The organism is Algoriphagus sp., from assembly GCF_029254265.1.
GTDB lineage: Bacteria > Bacteroidota > Bacteroidia > Cytophagales > Cyclobacteriaceae > Algoriphagus.
In genome coordinates this window covers 1-16980 of record NZ_JAQWXX010000034.1, presented here as the reverse complement: position 1 = coordinate 16980, position 16980 = coordinate 1, and the positions used below count along the sequence as shown (strand labels likewise).

The 16980-nt window shown below is 42.4% G+C and carries 16 protein-coding genes; 5 read left to right on the top strand and 11 right to left on the bottom strand.

Features of this window, described 5'->3' with window-relative positions:
• Positions 1–29 precede the first annotated feature (29 nt).
• From P8O16_RS04610 to P8O16_RS04575, 8 genes are all read right to left on the bottom strand, one after another.
• Positions 30–287, bottom strand: a complete 258-nt coding sequence (locus P8O16_RS04610; RefSeq protein WP_300311349.1) for a hypothetical protein — start codon at positions 285–287, stop codon at positions 30–32.
• Between the two features lie 153 nt (positions 288–440).
• Positions 441–1934 carry an amidohydrolase family protein gene (locus P8O16_RS04605; protein WP_300311347.1) on the bottom strand — a complete coding sequence of 498 codons (1494 nt, stop codon included), beginning with the start codon at positions 1932–1934 and terminating at the stop codon, positions 441–443.
• Positions 1935–1980: 46 nt separating this feature from the next.
• Complete coding sequence (locus P8O16_RS04600; protein WP_300311345.1) at positions 1981–3849, bottom strand: PQQ-binding-like beta-propeller repeat protein; 1869 nt, start codon at positions 3847–3849, stop codon at positions 1981–1983.
• Between the two features lie 263 nt (positions 3850–4112).
• A complete protein-coding gene (locus P8O16_RS04595; RefSeq protein ID WP_300311343.1) occupies positions 4113–4850 on the bottom strand; it encodes a gamma-glutamylcyclotransferase family protein in 738 nt (245 codons plus the stop codon).
• Positions 4851–4929: 79 nt separating this feature from the next.
• On the bottom strand, positions 4930–7044 hold the full coding sequence (locus tag P8O16_RS04590) for a PQQ-dependent dehydrogenase, methanol/ethanol family (protein ID WP_300311341.1): 2115 nt from the start codon (positions 7042–7044) through the stop codon (positions 4930–4932).
• 252 nt (positions 7045–7296) lie between these two features.
• Positions 7297–8721 (bottom strand): M20 family peptidase, encoded by a 1425-nt coding sequence (locus P8O16_RS04585; RefSeq protein WP_300311339.1) that lies wholly within the window; start codon positions 8719–8721, stop codon positions 7297–7299.
• Between the two features lie 114 nt (positions 8722–8835).
• Complete coding sequence (locus P8O16_RS04580; protein WP_300311337.1) at positions 8836–9789, bottom strand: ornithine cyclodeaminase family protein; 954 nt, start codon at positions 9787–9789, stop codon at positions 8836–8838.
• 154 nt (positions 9790–9943) lie between these two features.
• Positions 9944–10126: a hypothetical protein gene (locus P8O16_RS04575; RefSeq protein WP_300311335.1), complete on the bottom strand. Its 183-nt coding sequence runs from the start codon at positions 10124–10126 to the stop codon at positions 9944–9946.
• A 175-nt stretch (positions 10127–10301) separates the two neighbouring features.
• Here P8O16_RS04575 and P8O16_RS04570 point away from each other — a divergent pair, with 175 nt between their 5' ends.
• The gene (locus P8O16_RS04570) at positions 10302–10760 is read left to right on the top strand and encodes a small multi-drug export protein (RefSeq protein ID WP_300311333.1); all 459 of its coding nucleotides are present in this window, start codon (positions 10302–10304) and stop codon (positions 10758–10760) included.
• Positions 10761–10994: 234 nt separating this feature from the next.
• Here the strand turns inward: P8O16_RS04570 and P8O16_RS04565 are convergent, their stop codons facing one another.
• Entirely contained in the window at positions 10995–12794 is a 1800-nt protein-coding gene (locus tag P8O16_RS04565; RefSeq protein WP_300311331.1) for a DUF885 family protein, read from the bottom strand.
• A gap of 446 nt (positions 12795–13240) precedes the next feature.
• On the opposite strand from P8O16_RS04565, the gene P8O16_RS04560 reads away from it, so the two are divergent.
• The 4 genes from P8O16_RS04560 (at position 13241) to P8O16_RS04545 (ending at position 15799) form a co-directional block, all read left to right on the top strand.
• On the top strand, positions 13241–14053 hold the full coding sequence (locus tag P8O16_RS04560) for a LytTR family DNA-binding domain-containing protein (protein WP_300311329.1): 813 nt from the start codon (positions 13241–13243) through the stop codon (positions 14051–14053).
• A gap of 134 nt (positions 14054–14187) precedes the next feature.
• Positions 14188–14859, top strand: coding sequence for a DUF2306 domain-containing protein (locus P8O16_RS04555; protein WP_300311328.1), 672 nt, complete (start codon positions 14188–14190; stop codon positions 14857–14859).
• A gap of 80 nt (positions 14860–14939) precedes the next feature.
• Positions 14940–15593: a carboxypeptidase-like regulatory domain-containing protein gene (locus tag P8O16_RS04550; protein WP_300311326.1), complete on the top strand. Its 654-nt coding sequence runs from the start codon at positions 14940–14942 to the stop codon at positions 15591–15593.
• Positions 15593–15799, top strand: coding sequence for a hypothetical protein (locus P8O16_RS04545; protein ID WP_300311324.1), 207 nt, complete (start codon positions 15593–15595; stop codon positions 15797–15799). Before P8O16_RS04550 ends, P8O16_RS04545 begins: the two co-directional genes overlap by 1 nt.
• Before the next feature lie 79 nt (positions 15800–15878).
• On the opposite strand, the gene P8O16_RS04540 is transcribed toward P8O16_RS04545, so the two are convergent.
• Both P8O16_RS04540 and P8O16_RS04535 read right to left on the bottom strand, forming a co-directional pair.
• Positions 15879–16112 carry a CocE/NonD family hydrolase C-terminal non-catalytic domain-containing protein gene (locus P8O16_RS04540; RefSeq protein WP_300311408.1) on the bottom strand — a complete coding sequence of 78 codons (234 nt, stop codon included), beginning with the start codon at positions 16110–16112 and terminating at the stop codon, positions 15879–15881.
• Complete coding sequence (locus tag P8O16_RS04535) at positions 16113–16844, bottom strand: peptidase, M16 family protein (protein ID WP_300311322.1); 732 nt, start codon at positions 16842–16844, stop codon at positions 16113–16115.
• Between the last annotated feature and the right edge of the window lie 136 nt (positions 16845–16980).

Here is a 16980-nt window from a genome sequence, read left to right as displayed (position 1 = left end):
ACTTTTTAAGGTCTGGGAGTTTATCCCAATCAATCGTTTTCTTTTCGGCTTTTAAGTTCCTTCTCAATTAGGACTAATTGTATTGCTAGATTTGAAATAAAAATCACTAAAACTCCCAATCCAACCATTCCGAGTGTATTCGTTGATAGCCAAGTTCCCGATGCAAGTTTTGAAATGAAATAGACAGAATACAATATCATTAAAACACTTATAACTATTACTGAGGTTGTTAGTGTTTTCTTTTTGCCTTTTAGCTCATCAACGGTTAATTCCTGATTACTTTTCATTGGAAGAGTTTTTAATAAATTTTTACAAAATAGGATCAATTAGTCTTCTATAATATCTTATCTAAACCATTCATATTCAATATGATTTGGAAAATAAATGGCTGTTTTTGATTCAAGCTTGTGACTTTCAATTAAGACAAGCTTTCCTCGCAGCTACTTCTTAAACTTCCCATAAACCGGATTTCCCGGAAAAACATTTGAAACTGTCTCACCATTTCTCAAGACAAAAGTCCCATTGACTAGCACATATTCTATTCCTTCGGAAAAGGCCAAGCCTTCTTCAAAAGTTGCTTTGTCAATGATTGTATTAGGATTAAAGATTGTGATATCTGCATCGGTCCCGACTTGGATTCGTCCTTTAAAGCGCATCATTGGGGACAGGTTTTCCATGCGTTTAGCAGGCAGCAAAGTCATTTTTGCGATTGCAGTTGGCAAGTCAATAACTTTTTCTTCCCGTACATATTGGCCCAAAACTTTGGAAAAAGTACCCGCAGTACGTGGATGGGCAAGCTTGGAGTAGTTGGAACCGTCCGAAGCGATCATTACCCCGGGAGCTGCTATGCCGGTTTTAATCCATTCGGGTTTCATCAGGTGGACAATTACTGCACCGCCTGTTTTTTGGTAGGCTTCAAAAGTCTCTTTGGTTAATCTTTCCCCTGTAGCTACCCATTGTAAGTCTCCATAACTGATTCCCAATCGATCCTGCCAACCCTCATCAAAAATAGCACTGGCCAAGCCAGTCGAAGCAGCAGTATAAGGATACAATTCTGTGCTAATATCAAATCCTTTATCCTGAGCGGTTTGCACCATCTGTATCGATAAGCCGATTTGATCCAAAGAAACGCTATTGATATGGACGATGTGTAAAGGAGCTCCGGTAAGTATGGCATCCGCTATGACCTCTTGAACGGAATAGACATTTGGGATGCGCACGTGAGTATAGACTAAAGCATCTAATTCTCCAGCCAATTTAAAGATCCGATACATTTCTTCTGCCTTGGTTTGAGGAAGGTATCCGATGGGAACGCCTATTCCCAAACCTCCAGCTTCTAGAGAAGATTTTATATTTTGATGGGTTCTTTCTTCTTCTTGTGAACTCAGTTGCTCGGTAAAGGAAAGCGGAAAAAGTGAATCCAATTTCTCGACGCTGGATTCCCAGGTTTGCGATTGGTCTATAGCAGCCTGAACAGCCTGCTGATATTTTTCCATGGACTTAAATCGTTCAAAAGGCCAATTCACGCTAGCTCCATAATGGATCAAAGCTTTTGATTTTCTGGATTCGTACCACATGCCTAGGTTTTCCACTCCCCACTCCAGATCCAGTGCAGTGGTAACTCCATCATGCAGCTGGTATTCTTGCTCCACATTGGTCCGACCATGTACATGCAGGTCTATAAATCCAGGAGCGACCACAAGACCGCTGACATCGATGACTTCCTTTCCCTGTAAAGGTTCCGAACTGATTTGAGCTATTCGATTTTGGATAATCCCTACATTCCTGATCGCATCCAACTTGGTTTCGGGATCAATCACTCGGCCACCGGCTAAGACGATGTCATACTGAACGTTGTCTTGTGCGAATGTCGCTTGGCTAAGTTGAAGAGATAAGAAAAAGCTGAAAAAATGGCTAAGAAATTTGGAGGTCATAGATTGTATTTTGGTAAAAAAGAACTGATAGATTTCACTGGTTTAATTATTTACTTTTCACTTTGAAAGCCAGCAACACATTCCCTGGCATTTCTCCAAACATGGCATAGCCGGAATTGACGTAAAGCATACCATCTGCCACCACAGGAGATGGACCATCAATCGATCCGCCTCTGCCTTTTTGCCCATTTACAGTTTCATATTCTCTGACGGTGTCATATTCCCATAAGACGGTTCCATCTTCGGTGGAATAAGCCCTTACAAATCCATTGAGGTCGCCTTCGAAAACGATTCCCGGAATGACGGTCGGTGCGGCAGAGTTAGATTGCTGACAGTTTTCACGGGTTGCCGGGTCACAAGGTGGAGGGGATACACTCCAGACTTTCTCGCCAGTTTGCAGGTTGAGCGCATAGATTCCAGGTGAAGGAGCTATAGTCTCATCGCTCGGATCCAAAGCATAAACATTATCAGAATTGGCGGCATAGACTAGCTCACCGTCAGTTGCCATGCCCCAATGGATGCCACCCAGTGCTCCGCCTTTTCCAATTCGGGTTTGCCAAATCACTTTTCCGGTTTCAGGAAGCAACGCATGGACGACTCCTGATTTTTGCCCTACTACCAGAATGTCTCTTTCATTGATTTGGTCATAGACTAGAATAGGAGCCATTCCGAAATCTACATCGGGGCCAGTTGGCGTGGGACAGTTAGGATTATCAGGACAACCCATATTCCAAGTGTCATTTTTGGATGCCTGCCAATTCCATCTTAATTCTCCCGTTTTCAGATCCAGCGCCTGAATCGCGTCACTGGTGGTGGTGGCTGGAGCGGTATAGTTTTCACCGGTTCCAATAAATAACAAACCTCTTTTTGCATCCACAGTAGGACTTGCCCAAACAGGAGCGCCGGAAGGACCATAAATTGAGCCTCCATTTTCCTTTTTCCCGGAAATCTTGGCTTCTTCAGCGATTACTTTATGCTTCCAGATTTCAGCTCCGGTTCTAGCATCCAATGCGGTCACTCCACCTGATGAGTTACAGCATTCATAGTTCGGATCTTGAGTGGAGACTATTTCGAAGGAAGTAATAGGGATGTAAATGATACCATCATGCACCACTACAGAGCCAGTGACTGAAGATAACGGGTGTTGACCGGCTCTTTTCTTCCAGTTTAATTCCCCAGTTCGGATATCGACGGAATAGGTATTGGTCGCATAGTCGGCAAAGTATGCGGTAAGATTTTCATTCTCGACGGTATAGGTAATTGCTCCCCGGATTGCAGCATCGGCCTGAAACATCCATCCGATTTGACCGGAATGACGATTCAATGCATAGACTTCACCAAACTGGCTTCCTACGATCATCCAGTCTCCAATGATGGCAGGTTTGCTTCGAACTACGGTGGCGTTTGGAAAAGCAAAACTCCATTGCAACTCCAGAGATGAGACGTTTTCAGGGGTGATTCCCGCTTGGGCAACTGACCGAAAGCCTGTGCCTTCCATATCTCCACCCCAACCTGAATAGTTAAATTCGGCGTTGACATCCTCCTCTGAAATTTCGAAGGTAGTGTAAGCGGATTCGGGTATTACCACTTTTATTAATTTCTTGTTGGTGAGGTATTGTGCCACTGCCTCTCGCTCTTCAGAACTTAAGGGTTCTGCCTGCACTCGCATTTTTCCCATGTTCAGGGCGGCGAGGATTGCATGGGGAGACATACCCGACAATAAGCCTTTGGCAGGAGCAAGGTTCGTGTTGCCTTCTGTATGGCAAGCAGCGCACACTGTCGTATAGGTTTGTTCTCCGAGGTTTAATACCTCATCTGAGACGGTGAGTTCTGCGGTAACACCATTTTCGACTGGCTTTTGACAAGAAGTGATCAGCAAAAAAAGCAGGATTATAAAAGTTGAAAATTTTGACATAGTATTAGGATTTAAAGGCGAAAAAAAACAAATGTTAAGATACCTCTCCAATATAAACGATTGATTTTAAGAAAAAAAGCTAGAAAGAAGGAGGCAACGGAGAAAGGAAGTCTTGAAAAAGTTCAAAAAATAAATAGGGCTTCCTCTGATTGAAATTCCTCAGAAACTTGATTGGACTAACACATCCCGATTGGGAATTCGGATTTAAACCTTCAGATTTTTGAGGTCTAAGCTTAAGTCTTTTTGGTTCATGGGTTAGCCTTTTAAGAAGGAGTTTTGAATTTTGAACGTAATACTTCTAAGCTATCCAGTGGAGGATCGATCCAGGGAATGTTAATACTTTTCCTAATGATCCGCTGATCAAAAGGCTCGGTACTCTTTTGGTACTCTTTCTCAAATTCCTTTCCCCAATAGTCAAAAGCATCTAGGATAATGTCCATATAGCTTTGCTCGATGATGTTTTCGGTGAAGTCATTACTCGGGTCTTTGGTAAATTCCGGAAGGGCCCTGTATGCGAAAACCGGACCTCCCTCCACGATGTAATCTGAAATCAAATCAGTAACTTCAAATCGTTCATATCCCAGTTCCCATCCGTCATAGGAGGGAAGATCTGTAAATGGAACAATGTATAAGACCCCATTAATTACCGAGTTTGAATCTTCCCGGATATTGAGGTAATGTATATTCTGAGGGAAAATAGTGTCTCCTTCCACCAATATCGAAGATCGGTAATACTGTCCATCCGTCGTGAATCCAGGTAAGGTGGATGGCCAGACAAAACTCCAAGATCTTTTATAGCCTTTGAGATGTGCCGATAGAAATGGTCCTTCATATTTCTCAGCCAAAAGTCCTGTATCGATGAGTTTTTTAGACATTAAGGAGCCGTAGCCAAACATGCCCACGTGGCCTTCCGGAATAATAAAGGTTTTTTTAGGTTCCTGGCAACTTCCCATCATAAGTAGCATTAGGAAAGAGAAAGTTAAATAAAGGAGTTTTTTCATGGATGTACTGTTTACTCTTTTGGCCTATTTTTTTTTAGTCGCTTGATTTCTGTTTCCCTAGCTTCTTTTAATTCAGCTATTACTTCGAGGCTTCTAGTTGTGCTTTGACTGCATCAGCTGTGCCTTGGATGAAGGCTTGAATTTTAACCACCTCGCTTTCTGTCAATTTCCCGGAAAAATTAGGCATCCCAAGTTCCTTCAGTGCGTCAGTCAAAACATAGGTCTTTAGATTTTCAATTTTGTCTTTATTGGAGAATCCAAGATTCGGGATATTTCCCCCCTTACCCAAGACCGGCACGCCGTGGCAAATCACGCAATGTGTAATATAGAGTTTAGTCCCAAGTCCAATGTCTTGGGGGGCATAGGCCACGCCGCTCAGGATGGATGAGGTTTTCCTTAATTCAAGCTCAGGCATTGGAGCTTTGGCATTAAGGGCAAAAGTGTAAACTCTTCCTAGAGTTTGGTATTCACTGTAGTTCGTGGACATGCCATGGCTCCCGCCCCAGCCAGCAGCAATACTTACAAACTGCTGCCCATCTACTTCATAGGTGATCGGAGCGGCTATGACTCCTGTGCCGACTTGGACTTCCCAAAGTTTCTCACCTGTGGAGGCATTGTATGCGACAAATCTTCCCTCGGCCGTTCCTTGAAAAACCAGATTTCCCGCAGTACTTAAGGTGCCTCCATTCCAAGGGCTTGCATGCTCTACTTTCCATGCGGCTGCTTTTTTCACAGGATCCCAAGCTAGTAAATGACCGAATGTCGCTGATTTTTTAGGAGTTGCTGAAGATAAGACGCCAGTATTCCAGCCTGTTCCAGAAGCAAAAGCTCCTGACTCAGCTGAATTGGCTACCCAATTTGGATCATTTTCAATAACGATGGGAATACCTTGTGCAGGAATATAAACAAGACCAGTAGTTGGGTTAAAAGACATAGAATGCCAATTGTGGGCTCCATTTGGCCCCGGAATAGCCTCATAAGATCCGCTTTTATACTCGGCTTCGGAGATTTCCATGGGTCTCCCTTTTTCATCATATCCGCTTGCCCAGTTGACATCCACAAAATTCTGTGCAGAAATATACTCCCCATTTGTTCGGTCGATTACAAAGAAAAATCCATTTTTCGGAGCTTGCATAATCACCTTTCGATTGGCTCCTTCTATTTCCAGATCAGCCAAAATTAGGGATTGGGTTGCGGTATAATCCCAGTGATCACCGGGTGTTCCTTGATAGTGCCATTTGTAAGTTCCATCATCTGGATCTAAAGCAACTATAGACGAAAGGAAGAGATTGTCTCCTCCTCCAGGTGAGCGAAGTCTTCTGTTCCAAGGTGAGCCATTGCCAACTCCTACGTACATCAAATTAAGTTCGGGGTCATAGGCCATAGCATCCCACATGGTGCCACCGCCGCCAAGTTCCCAGTATTTCCCACTTGGATCCCAGGTCTCAGCGGCCATTTCTAATTCCGGTTGTTCAAAGGGTTGGTCCGGATTCCCCGGCACGGAATACCAACGCCAGGCTTGTTCCCCTGTTTCGGCATCATAGGCGGTGATGTAACCTCGAACGCCATACTCAGCGCCACCATTTCCAATAATTACTTTGCCTTTGAATACTCGAGGTGCTCCCGTAATCGTGTAATTCTTACTCGTGTCCAAAGTGACTTGCTCCCAGATTTTGGTTCCGGTTGCAGCATCAATTGAAATCAGTCGTCCATCAAGCGAAGCGACAAAAACTTTGCCTTGGTAAAGTGCGACTCCGCGATTGACTACATCGCAACATGCTTTTACGCCAGTCTCCCGAGGCACTTTAGGATCATAGGTCCAGAGCTGCTTTCCTGTCCTAGTGTCGATTGCATGGACGATACTCCAGGGTGCTGTGACGTACATTATTCCGTCAACTACCACTGGTGTGGCTTCCACTCCACGGGTAGAGTTTAGATCGTATGACCACTTGAGGCCAAGCGTCCCTACATTTTCGACAGTAATTTCCTCCAATTGGCTAAAGCGATCTTCAGAATAATTTTGTCCATAACTCAACCAATTTTTAGAATCGTTTTTGGCATTCACTAAAACAAAATCATTTACTGTATTGGTCACTTCAGTGATGTGTTCTGCTGTACCTTTCACTGCTGAGTCCTCATTTTTGCAGGAGAGACAGGCGATTAGGAGGATGAAAATTTTAAGTGAGTTTTTCATGGATTCTAGAAGGTCTGGGTTTAAAAAAAATAAAAAAGTATTGCGCGGTTTTGAGTCTTCATGAAAAGTCAAAACAATTTTATTAGAATGACTGATTAATTGACTAAAACCAATAGATTGTTTTGTTTCAGTCAATAATTTACTTAAAATCAACCATAAAATACTAACCTTAGAACAGGTTATGTCTTACACACAAAAAAGCCCAATCGATGAGATAGGGCTTTGATTTAATGGGAATATACTATCCTACTATCAGAAATTCTTAATAAGCTGATAACTGAATTGTAGGATTTCCTGATAGTTCTCCTTGCTGATTTTTTCATCGATGCCATGGAATCGGGTCATCGATTCAGCATTGATCCGCATTGGATAGAAGCGATAGACATCCTCAGCGATATCATAGAAGTAGCGGGCATCGGTACCGCCACCGAGCAAGCCTGGTACGACAACAGTTCCAGGATAAAGACCTCGAATCGTTTTTTCTAATGTCTTATAGGATTCCGAATCTACTGTGGATACTGGAGAAGGATTGGTCAGAAAGCCAACTGGTTCCACGCGTACCTTATCTGAGATGACGGATTCAATATGAGCCTGGACAGATTCTATGGTTTCGCCCGGAAGGATTCGGAAATTGATCGTCGCCTCAGCCACCGTAGGAATGACATTGTTTTTTATGCCTCCGTCGATAATGGTCGGGGCGGTAGTGGTATGCGCATTTAAGCCTTCCAAAAGTTGCTGCTTGAAGAGCCAAGGATTTGCAAAAGCCATTTTGGTAAAAAAAGGAAGTTCCGGTCCCATATACTCCAACTGGGCATCAATCGGTGGAACTAGTTTATAAGGTAATTGATTGTTTTCCAGGTCTACGATGGCTTGAGCCAACATACCGATAGTATTTTCACGAGGAGGAGCAGAACTGTGACCTCCATTAGTTTCTACAATTAGTCTGAAGGAAGCGAAGCCCTTTTCCGCCAAATTGATCATTGCTACTGGTGCAGATACTCCAGGTACCAAGCCTTCCGCAATATATCCACCTTCATCAATCGCCATAGCTGCTTGTACACCTTGGGCCTTAAGATGAGCGGCGATTTCCGCAGCACCGCGCGCCCCTCCTACTTCCTCATCATGCCCGGAAGTGATGTAGAGTGTTCGGGTAGGTTGATAGTTTTCAGAAAGTAGTTTTTCCACTGCTTCCAAGACGGCTATCAAAGTGCCCTTATCGTCCATCGTTCCCCGACCAATGATATGCGTATCAGTGATTTTCCCTTCAAATGGCGCTGCCTCCCAAGCTTCCAAAGTAGGTTGATCCACAGGAACCACATCCTGATGGGACATCATAATCAGTGGTTTTTTGGAAGGATCTGAGCCCTCCCATTTGTAAAGCAGGCTGTAGGTATTGATTTTTTCCAGGGTCAGGTTCGCATGTGTCAAAGGAAAAGTTTCCTCCAAAAAGCGATGAAAGCCAAAGAAAGCTGCCGAATCCGGTATGGCGTCTTCACTGAAAGAAATCGTCTGGAAAGTGATGGCTTTAGATAAGTTTTGATAAACCTGATCCGAAAAATCAGCTTTGGCTACAGGCTCAGCTTCGACTTGCTTGGAGCTCATTCGAAGGGTGTTGAAGAGTAGTATGGCGACAATCACGAGGAGTACGAAGAGTATCCCAAGGAAGAATTTTTTCATAGTGGGTGGATTTTCTTGGGCTTAATTTAATTCAAAATCTAGTAAAATCTTGTTGACAGGAATGTTTTCTAGCTAACCGACAAGCTGAGGTAAATAACTATCCTAATTCAGAAACTATTTGAAATCCAAATTGGGATCGAGGTTTTGATATACCAACAGTGCTGCTGCAAGGTCTTCAATAGCCAATCCTACAGATTTGAAAAGTGTGATCTCCTCGCTCGAGGTTCTTCCGGGGTGAATGCCTTTGATCAGTTCCACGATATCTGCTTTGACATCTTTTTCTGTGATGATCCCGGCAGCGAGAGGTAGTGCAAGTTCGCCTGATTCATGCAGTGCACCGGCACGGGAGTCCACAAAGATGGAGCTCTTGCGAATGGCTTCATCGTCAGTTTCACGAGTCTCAGGTTTATAGGAACCCATCAGATCCAAGTGCGTGCCTGGCCGAATCCATTCTCCTTTAATAATTGGAATCTTAGAGGGTGTGGCACAAGAAATAAGATCTGCCTTGCGAGCAGATTCTTCCAAATTATTCACGACTTCTGCGGGGATTCCCTGATCATTCAACTTCGCTACAAATGCTTCCATTTTGGTAGGATTTCGCATCCAGACGCTGACTTTTTTAAAGTTTCTTACCGCCAAATGTGCCTGAGCTAAATGTTGGGCCACTTTTCCTCCGCCTACGATCAATAAATTTTCTGCATCTTGTCGGCATAGGTAGGAAGCTGCCAATGCGGAAGTGCAGGCCGTTCTTCGAGCAGTAATCTCAGTGGCATTCATCATCGCCAAGGGTTGACCCGTTTTGGAATCGCTCAAAATATACTGTGCAAAAATAGAAGGTAAGTTTTCCTTGGAATTTGCCGGTGCGACAGTGACCTGCTTCAAACCCATGTATTGGCTGTTCCAAACCGGCATCAGGATCAGGGTATTTTCATCTCCCTCTGGTGTTTTATAAAAATGATGGTGCCTTAAAGGCATGGTGTAGTCAGACTGGAAAATCTCCCGAAGTGCTTCAATCAGTTTTTTGTAATCTAAAAGTCCAGCGATTTTCTCATCAGGTATAACTAGCATAGTTGTGTATTGGCTTGATCAAAGACATCAAGTTCGGGAATTTCCTTAATAATTCTCTTTGAGTTTAGAATAGGATCATTTGGTGGACTTTGTGTATAAACAAACCACACTAATTGCCAAAATAGAACTGACTAGACTTAGCGATTGAGTTTAATCAGTTGAATTTTTCAACAATTAATAAAAAGTCCACTTTTGCCGAACCCCCTAAAAACATCATAGTGGGCCTTATATCCGGTAATACAGAAATAACTTCACCATCCAGTTTATTGATAAACTGTTCCAGTTTTTCCTGCATAGTGTCATGTTTGACTTCAAGGCGATGTACTTTGTATTTCATAGCTCTACCATATTATTGCTCCATTATTTTACCATTTTTCTCTTTGAATCCCCCATTTGACAACAAGAAAATTTAATCCTTTTTTACTCAAAAGCGTTTTCAGCTATAGTTTGGGTTTCTGCGAGCAGGAGCACAGGCGAAATTCATTACTTTTGCGGCATCTAATCACCATAAAATGTTTCTCGACATACTCATAGCCATGCTATGGAGCATTTCCCCTTTCGGAGAGGCTAAATTAGGAATCCCTTACGCCCTCTTGAATGATATAAATATCTATTTGGCTTTTGTTCTTTGCTTTTTTGCCAATGTGCTGGTATTCCCGATAATGACCTTTTTTCTAGATGTAGTAAATCGTTATTTCCTGAAATGGTATCACTACAAGAAGGCAGCGATTTTTGTGGGGCGGAGAACCAAAGCCGGTGCAGGGAAAAACGTGAAAAAATATGGTTTTTGGGGGCTAATGCTATTTGTGCTGATTCCACTTCCAGGAACTGGAGTTTATGCAGGTACCATCGCAGGGTATCTTTTTGGTTTGGATCGGAAAAAAGCCTTTCTGGCAAATTCCATAGGAATTTTTATTTCCTGTGTGATTGTATGGGTGTCCACCTTAATAGCAATAGGTAGTTTTAACTAACCGGTATAAATCGGTATTGCAGAAGATTTTCTGATTTCTAGCGCCAGGAATTACTCGGGATTGGAGGGTCTGATTGAAGTTGATTATTGGTAAGTAGTTCTGATAAACAAATTACATCCCGACAGCTGTACGGGATGGGTTTAATAGTAAAGCGTAGTTACATCCAGTCCAAGACCAACGGGCTTTTGAATTTCAAAACTGAAAGCGAGTTGACTACACCCAGTCCAGTATAATCTAAATCTGCGAATCAATCCACTTGTCAATCTTTTCTTCTAACAATACCAAAGGCAAACTACCGGAATTCATCACTTGATTGTGAAACTCTGTAATGCTGAATTTTTCACCTAGCTTGGTTTCGGCTTTGGTTCTTAATTCTCGTATTTTTAACTGACCGATTTTATAGGACAATGCTTGGCCTGGAGTGGCCATATAACGTTCAATTTCAGCAATAACCGCGTCTTCAGATTCTGCTTCATTGTCTAAGGAATACTGAATAGCTTGTTCGCGGGTCCATCCTTTACTATGTATTCCAGTATCCACGACTAGTCGAATAGCACGATGCATTTCCATACTTAGCATTCCAAAATACTGAATTGGGTCTTCGTAAAGGCCCAGTTCAGATCCTAATGATTCTGCATACAAAGCCCAGCCTTCCACAAAGACTCCCATGCTTTCCGGATGTAAAAATTCCGGCAAATCTTTATTTTCCTGTTGTAATGATAATTGATAATGATGGCCGGGAATGGCTTCATGTAGAAAAAGTGCTTCATCTGAATATTTATTGTAGGTTGTAACATCAGGTATTGGCACATAAAAAATCCCTGGCCTCGAGGCGTCTTTGGTTCCGGGAACATATTCAGCACTTGCGGAGGCTTCGCGAAATGCCTCGGTACGTCTCACCACAAAATCCGCCTTGGGTTTCAAGTCAAAAACCTGATTCAGCGTACCATTGATCCGTTCCTTAATGCTGTTAAAATTGTCGATTACCTGCTGAGGGTCAGTAAAAGGCATTTGTTCAGGACTGTTGCGAACTGATTCAAAGAATGCCTTGATTTCACCTTTAAAGCCAATTTTATTCTTCGCCTCTTCCATTTCGATTAAAATACGAGCTACCTCAGATTTTCCAAGTTCGTGAATCTCATCCGCTGTTAGGTTTGTAGTGGTATGCAGCTTGATCAGGTAATTGTAAGTTTCTGTTCCATTGGGCAAAGCTCCAATTCCTGAAGTTTCTCTACAGGCCGGCAAATATTCATTAACCAAAAACTCCTTAAGCTCCGAGTATTTCGGCTTCAACTTCGTCGTAATCATAGCGCTATACTCAGCAGCAATGCGATTTTTATCGGCCTCCGCTATTGACTCAGGCATGGATACGATTGGCTTGTAAAATAAATGCGCATCGACTGGGTTTGTGATGAATTCGTCCAATTGAGGAATTATTTTTTGAGCAAGTGCGGTTGGTAGTACAATGTTTTTAGACATACCTTCTTTCATCATCGCAATAGAAGTGTCCAGAAAAATAAGGTAGTCATCTACTCTTTTCAACCAATTATCATAATCTTCAACCGTTTCAAAAGGCTGAACACTGCCTCCAGCTGCTAATTGAGCCACATAGAGATGCAATGACTGGATTTGAAATAATGGCATCAATTCAAAACTAGGTAAGTTGTAAATTGGGGATGCCATGGTTACAATCGAATTATTCAGGCCTTCCAACTTCACTTCACAGTCCCATTTCATTACTTTCATGCTCAAAAGATCCGCTTCTGATAGTGCTGTAGTATCTAATTCCTCTAACACATTCAAAAAGTAAGTGTAATTCTTTCTCAAGTCGTCTTGATAGTCATCAGATATATAATTCGCTATAAAATCATTGTATTCATAATTTCCACCTTTTGTTGCCTCAAGGGGATTGATGCGATCCTTGAATTTATAATACTCTTCAAAAATCGTATCAATAGAAATCAGATCTGCTGTTTTCTCCTTGCATCCAAAAGCCAGTAGAATAAGAAAGATAAAAATTAGAGGTTGCTTCATTTTTATAGTGATTAGTTATGGAAAGCTATACAGTTTTAAACTTAAGTCTTACAATTGTAAATAATTTTAGGATCGGTTTTGATATTAGGGTAGGACAAGGTGTTAAAAAACAATCCAATTGATTTTTTTAGCCTTAGATCAGCTTTAGTAAAGGCAAACTACGCTTAGACTAACATTCTGAAACACCCACCTTAGATTTATGCATTGGGGTTATTTCAAGTTTTTGGAATAATCAAAAAATAAGAGACTTGGCAAAAGCTTAAAAATTCGGTCAAAAAGTAGCAGAAACCTCAAGGCTAAAAAATCAATTCTTAAGTGCGAATATTAATCGTGCCTTTGTCAATCTATCCTTTTGGATTTATATTCCAATCTAAAAAAACAGATTCAATGCGATGCGGGTACTCCGGCTGTTAAAAGAACCTTATCCATTAAATTCCATTCCTAAAATGACCTCGTTTGCAGCATTTGTGGCGGGTTTTGTATTTTTGTTTTTGACTTTTTTTCAGCCATTTGGCTTAGGAGGAGGGGATTTGGTTGGTTTGATCAAGGTAACTGCCACTTATGGTCTGATCACTTTTTTCACAATTATGCTGGCCACGCTGCTGATCCGAACACTTTTCCCGGCGTATTTTAAGGAGAAGCACTGGACTTTTGGGAGGGAGTTGGTTTTTACTCTGCTCAATATTCTTCTGATCGGTCTTTTCAATACCCTCTATTCTAATTTCAAGTTTAGCATTGGACTCAATTTTAATGAGTTTTTACTTTTTCTATTCTACACCATAGGCGTGGGCTTCTTTCCGGTCGTGTTTTTTATGTTTTTGAAATACACACACCTAATACGAAGCAATGTCCACACGGCTGAGGACCTATCCGGTAGTATCTCAAAAGCAAAACCCTCAACAAGCTTGGATCAGGATATCAAGCTGAGCATACATTCCGAATTGAAAAAAGATGATCTGGAAATCTTCGAGCGCGAACTTGTCTATGCCGAAACGGCCGATAATTACATTGCCGTCTATCACTTGATCGAAGGAAAACTGGAAAAATCCATGGTCCGAAGCACGCTGGGCAGATTGGAAACCGACTTGGCTGACAGACCCAATTTGGTGCGATGCCATCGGGCATTCTTGGTGAATTTGGAGTTTTTGGAGAGTTTCAAAGGCAATGCCCAAGGCTTACAGCTGCGGCTCCGAAATACCCCAAATGAGATCCCAGTATCCCGAAATAGGGTGAGCAAAATCAAATCCATGCTTGAATAGACCTTGTCATTCGGCACCAAAACCGGTGTCATTTAGCCCTTGGACTGGTTTTTATCCCAAACCCTTTCCCTTTAGCCCAGAAATTTTCAGCACCGGTGAAGCCTGCATAAGTTTGAAAAAAAACGAACAAGCTTATGCTCTTCCAATCTCTCCTCATCCTTCACATCATAGCCGGCTTTGTAGCTTTACTGGTTGGCGCGATGGCCATCGTATCTCGTAAAGGATCACAAAATCACTTAAAATCTGGGAAATGGTATGTGATTTCCATGTTTATAGTTGGGTTCTCAGCCATTGCCATGACTCAGCTGAAATCCAACCCATTCCTGTTTACCGTTGGAGTGTTCACCTTGTACTTGACCTATTCGGGTCAGCGCTCCATTTTCTATTTTCGGCTGAAAGAAGCCTACCGTACCGGCTGGAAGGATCGTTTACCTATTCTCATTGCTTTGATCGTGGCTATGGGAATGGTGGGACAGCCCATCTATCAAATGCTCAAGTCCGGTGTATTCTCCGTGAATGTAATGGCAGTATTCGGCGCCATTTTGTTGGGTTTTGGGATCCGAGACCTGATCATGCTGATCAAAAACCCGAGCTTCCAACCCAATGACAAAACTTGGCTGATCAAACACATCGGAATGGTTGGCGGTGCATACATCGCTACGCTTACGGCATTTCTGGTTACAAATGTGACTTTTAGTCCCGGCTGGGTAATCTGGCTTGCGCCTACCTTGATCGGATCCATTCTGATCGCGAGGGCTTCCAAAGCCTGGCGAATCAAATTGAAAATTAATGCCTCTGCTCAGTAGTCCTAGCCTGGATCCTTCGATCTGCTAACCAAGATCCTTCAAAACCAAACGATCCTTATTCATTCCTTAATTAGCCAAAAATGAAAAATCTTGTCTTTACCTGTTTCCTAGTGCTTTTCTCTTTTGTTGCCCAAGCCGAATACCTGATCAAAGGAAAAGTGACTGACCTGAAGAATCAGCCGATCCCTTATGTGACGATTGGTTTTGTGGGGACCTCCATCGGGACGATCGCTACGGCTACCGGGGATTTTGAACTTTATCTCGATGAAATACCAGAAACTACTTCCCTTCGATTTTCCTGTATGGGCTATGAAGCGAAAGACCTGATCATTTCACTTGAAAAAATCGGAGAGCCGATGCGGATCAAGCTGAATGAAAGCACGCTGCTACTTCAGGAGCAGGTCGTAAAGCCCATGGTCTTGAAGACGATCGAGTATGGGAATACCGATGAGAAAACGGCAATGCAAACCAATCTTGCCATCAGTGCCAAGCCAAATATGAACTTGGGAGCAGAAATCGGTCGTAAGTTCCGCTTGGGCAAGGAAGCCAACTACCTTTCAAAATTGAAGTTTTTCGTGGCCTTCAATAATTTTGATTCCCTGCTGATACGGGTGAATTTCTATGAACTCGAATCTGGAAAGCCAACAAAAATAATACAACAAAAGCCGATCCTGCGGCAGGTGGTTGATCATCAAAGGGCTGGGTTACGGTTGATCTGGAAGAGGAAAATCTGATGGCTAGCGGTACTATCGTGGCAAGTGTCGAGTGGATCGGAGCAAGTAATCGCGGCAATAAATTCGGATTGAATATTTCTATGCCGGCCCTTTTCCAGACGCATTATTATAAATACGGAGCTCAAAATAACTGGAAAGTTTATCCCAATATGTCCTCGTCCATGGTCCTGGTGGTGGAGTCGGAGGAGACTTTGAAGGAAGAGTGATGTGCAGGCAAAAGCACTCAGTTCCAAAAACGATCTGAATACACCCAGCCAGGAGTAAATTTCTAATCTTCACCTCAGACTATTTTACAGCCTTCTCCACAGCAGCTTTTTCTCCCATCACTGGAACGGTCAATACAGTTCCATCTAGATCTATCGTCAGTTCTGTGCCGGGCTTGGGTAATATTGTAAACTCGGCATCTGAGGAGAAGATCATCAGACCATTCTGCTGGCCTGCTGGGATGATCTTATCGTCTGGCTGTAGTTTGAAGCTTACCTCGTAGAACTTTCCCCTTTTAGTGCAGGCATTTTGGATTTATTTAAAATCTTCATCAGAAAGCTCCTGATTGAATTTCACAGAAACTATCTTCGCTTCCAAGGCTTCGGGTAACATTGGATTCTTGATCAAAAGTCTCATAGGGATTTTTACTCCTTCGATTTCCGAATAATCCAAGTAGGTGACATTCCCTGCTGCTTCCGAACTCGTGCTTAATTTCAAACCGGAAGCAACTGAATAATAATCAACTGTTTTCATGCCGTTTGGAGTAGTGATAACCAATTTGTGTGCTTCTTCTTCATTGATGATTTCTGTTCCTTGAACTTCCATTTCATATCCCAATTCTTTGTAATGCATCTCTGGAAATACATAGGTCTGGGCTTTTAACATGGAAACCATTTCTTCAGGTAGTTCTTGTTCCTGACCCATAGCTGACATTTTACCTTTCCCGTCAACCAATACTGTCTTTTGGGCAACATTTCCCATAACCGAAGTCTCCTGTAGCATTCTTCCGTTGACCTGGTCCGAAATCCCGCGGATAACAATTGTCGCTCCCTGAAATTCCGCTTCCATTAACAATACCGAATTTTTGATTTTTTCAACATTGGCTTTTCCACCTACTGCTTTGATATAATTATCAATAATCGTTGTAGGATCGTTTTCCATTAAAACATAAGCACTGGACGCTGGATTGTCAGCCATTTTTGCTTCGGCATTTGATCCGATAAGCACAAAACCAAATACAAGTGCTGTTACAAACATTTTTTTCATTTTCTAAGATTTAATATTATGTATATCCGCAATCTTGCCAGTATGATTAAATCGAAGCAATGATGAGTCTGTCAAAGAGTTTTTGACCGAAGTATCTTCTGTTGAGCTTGTAACAAAACTCGTCTAGGTAATTCTG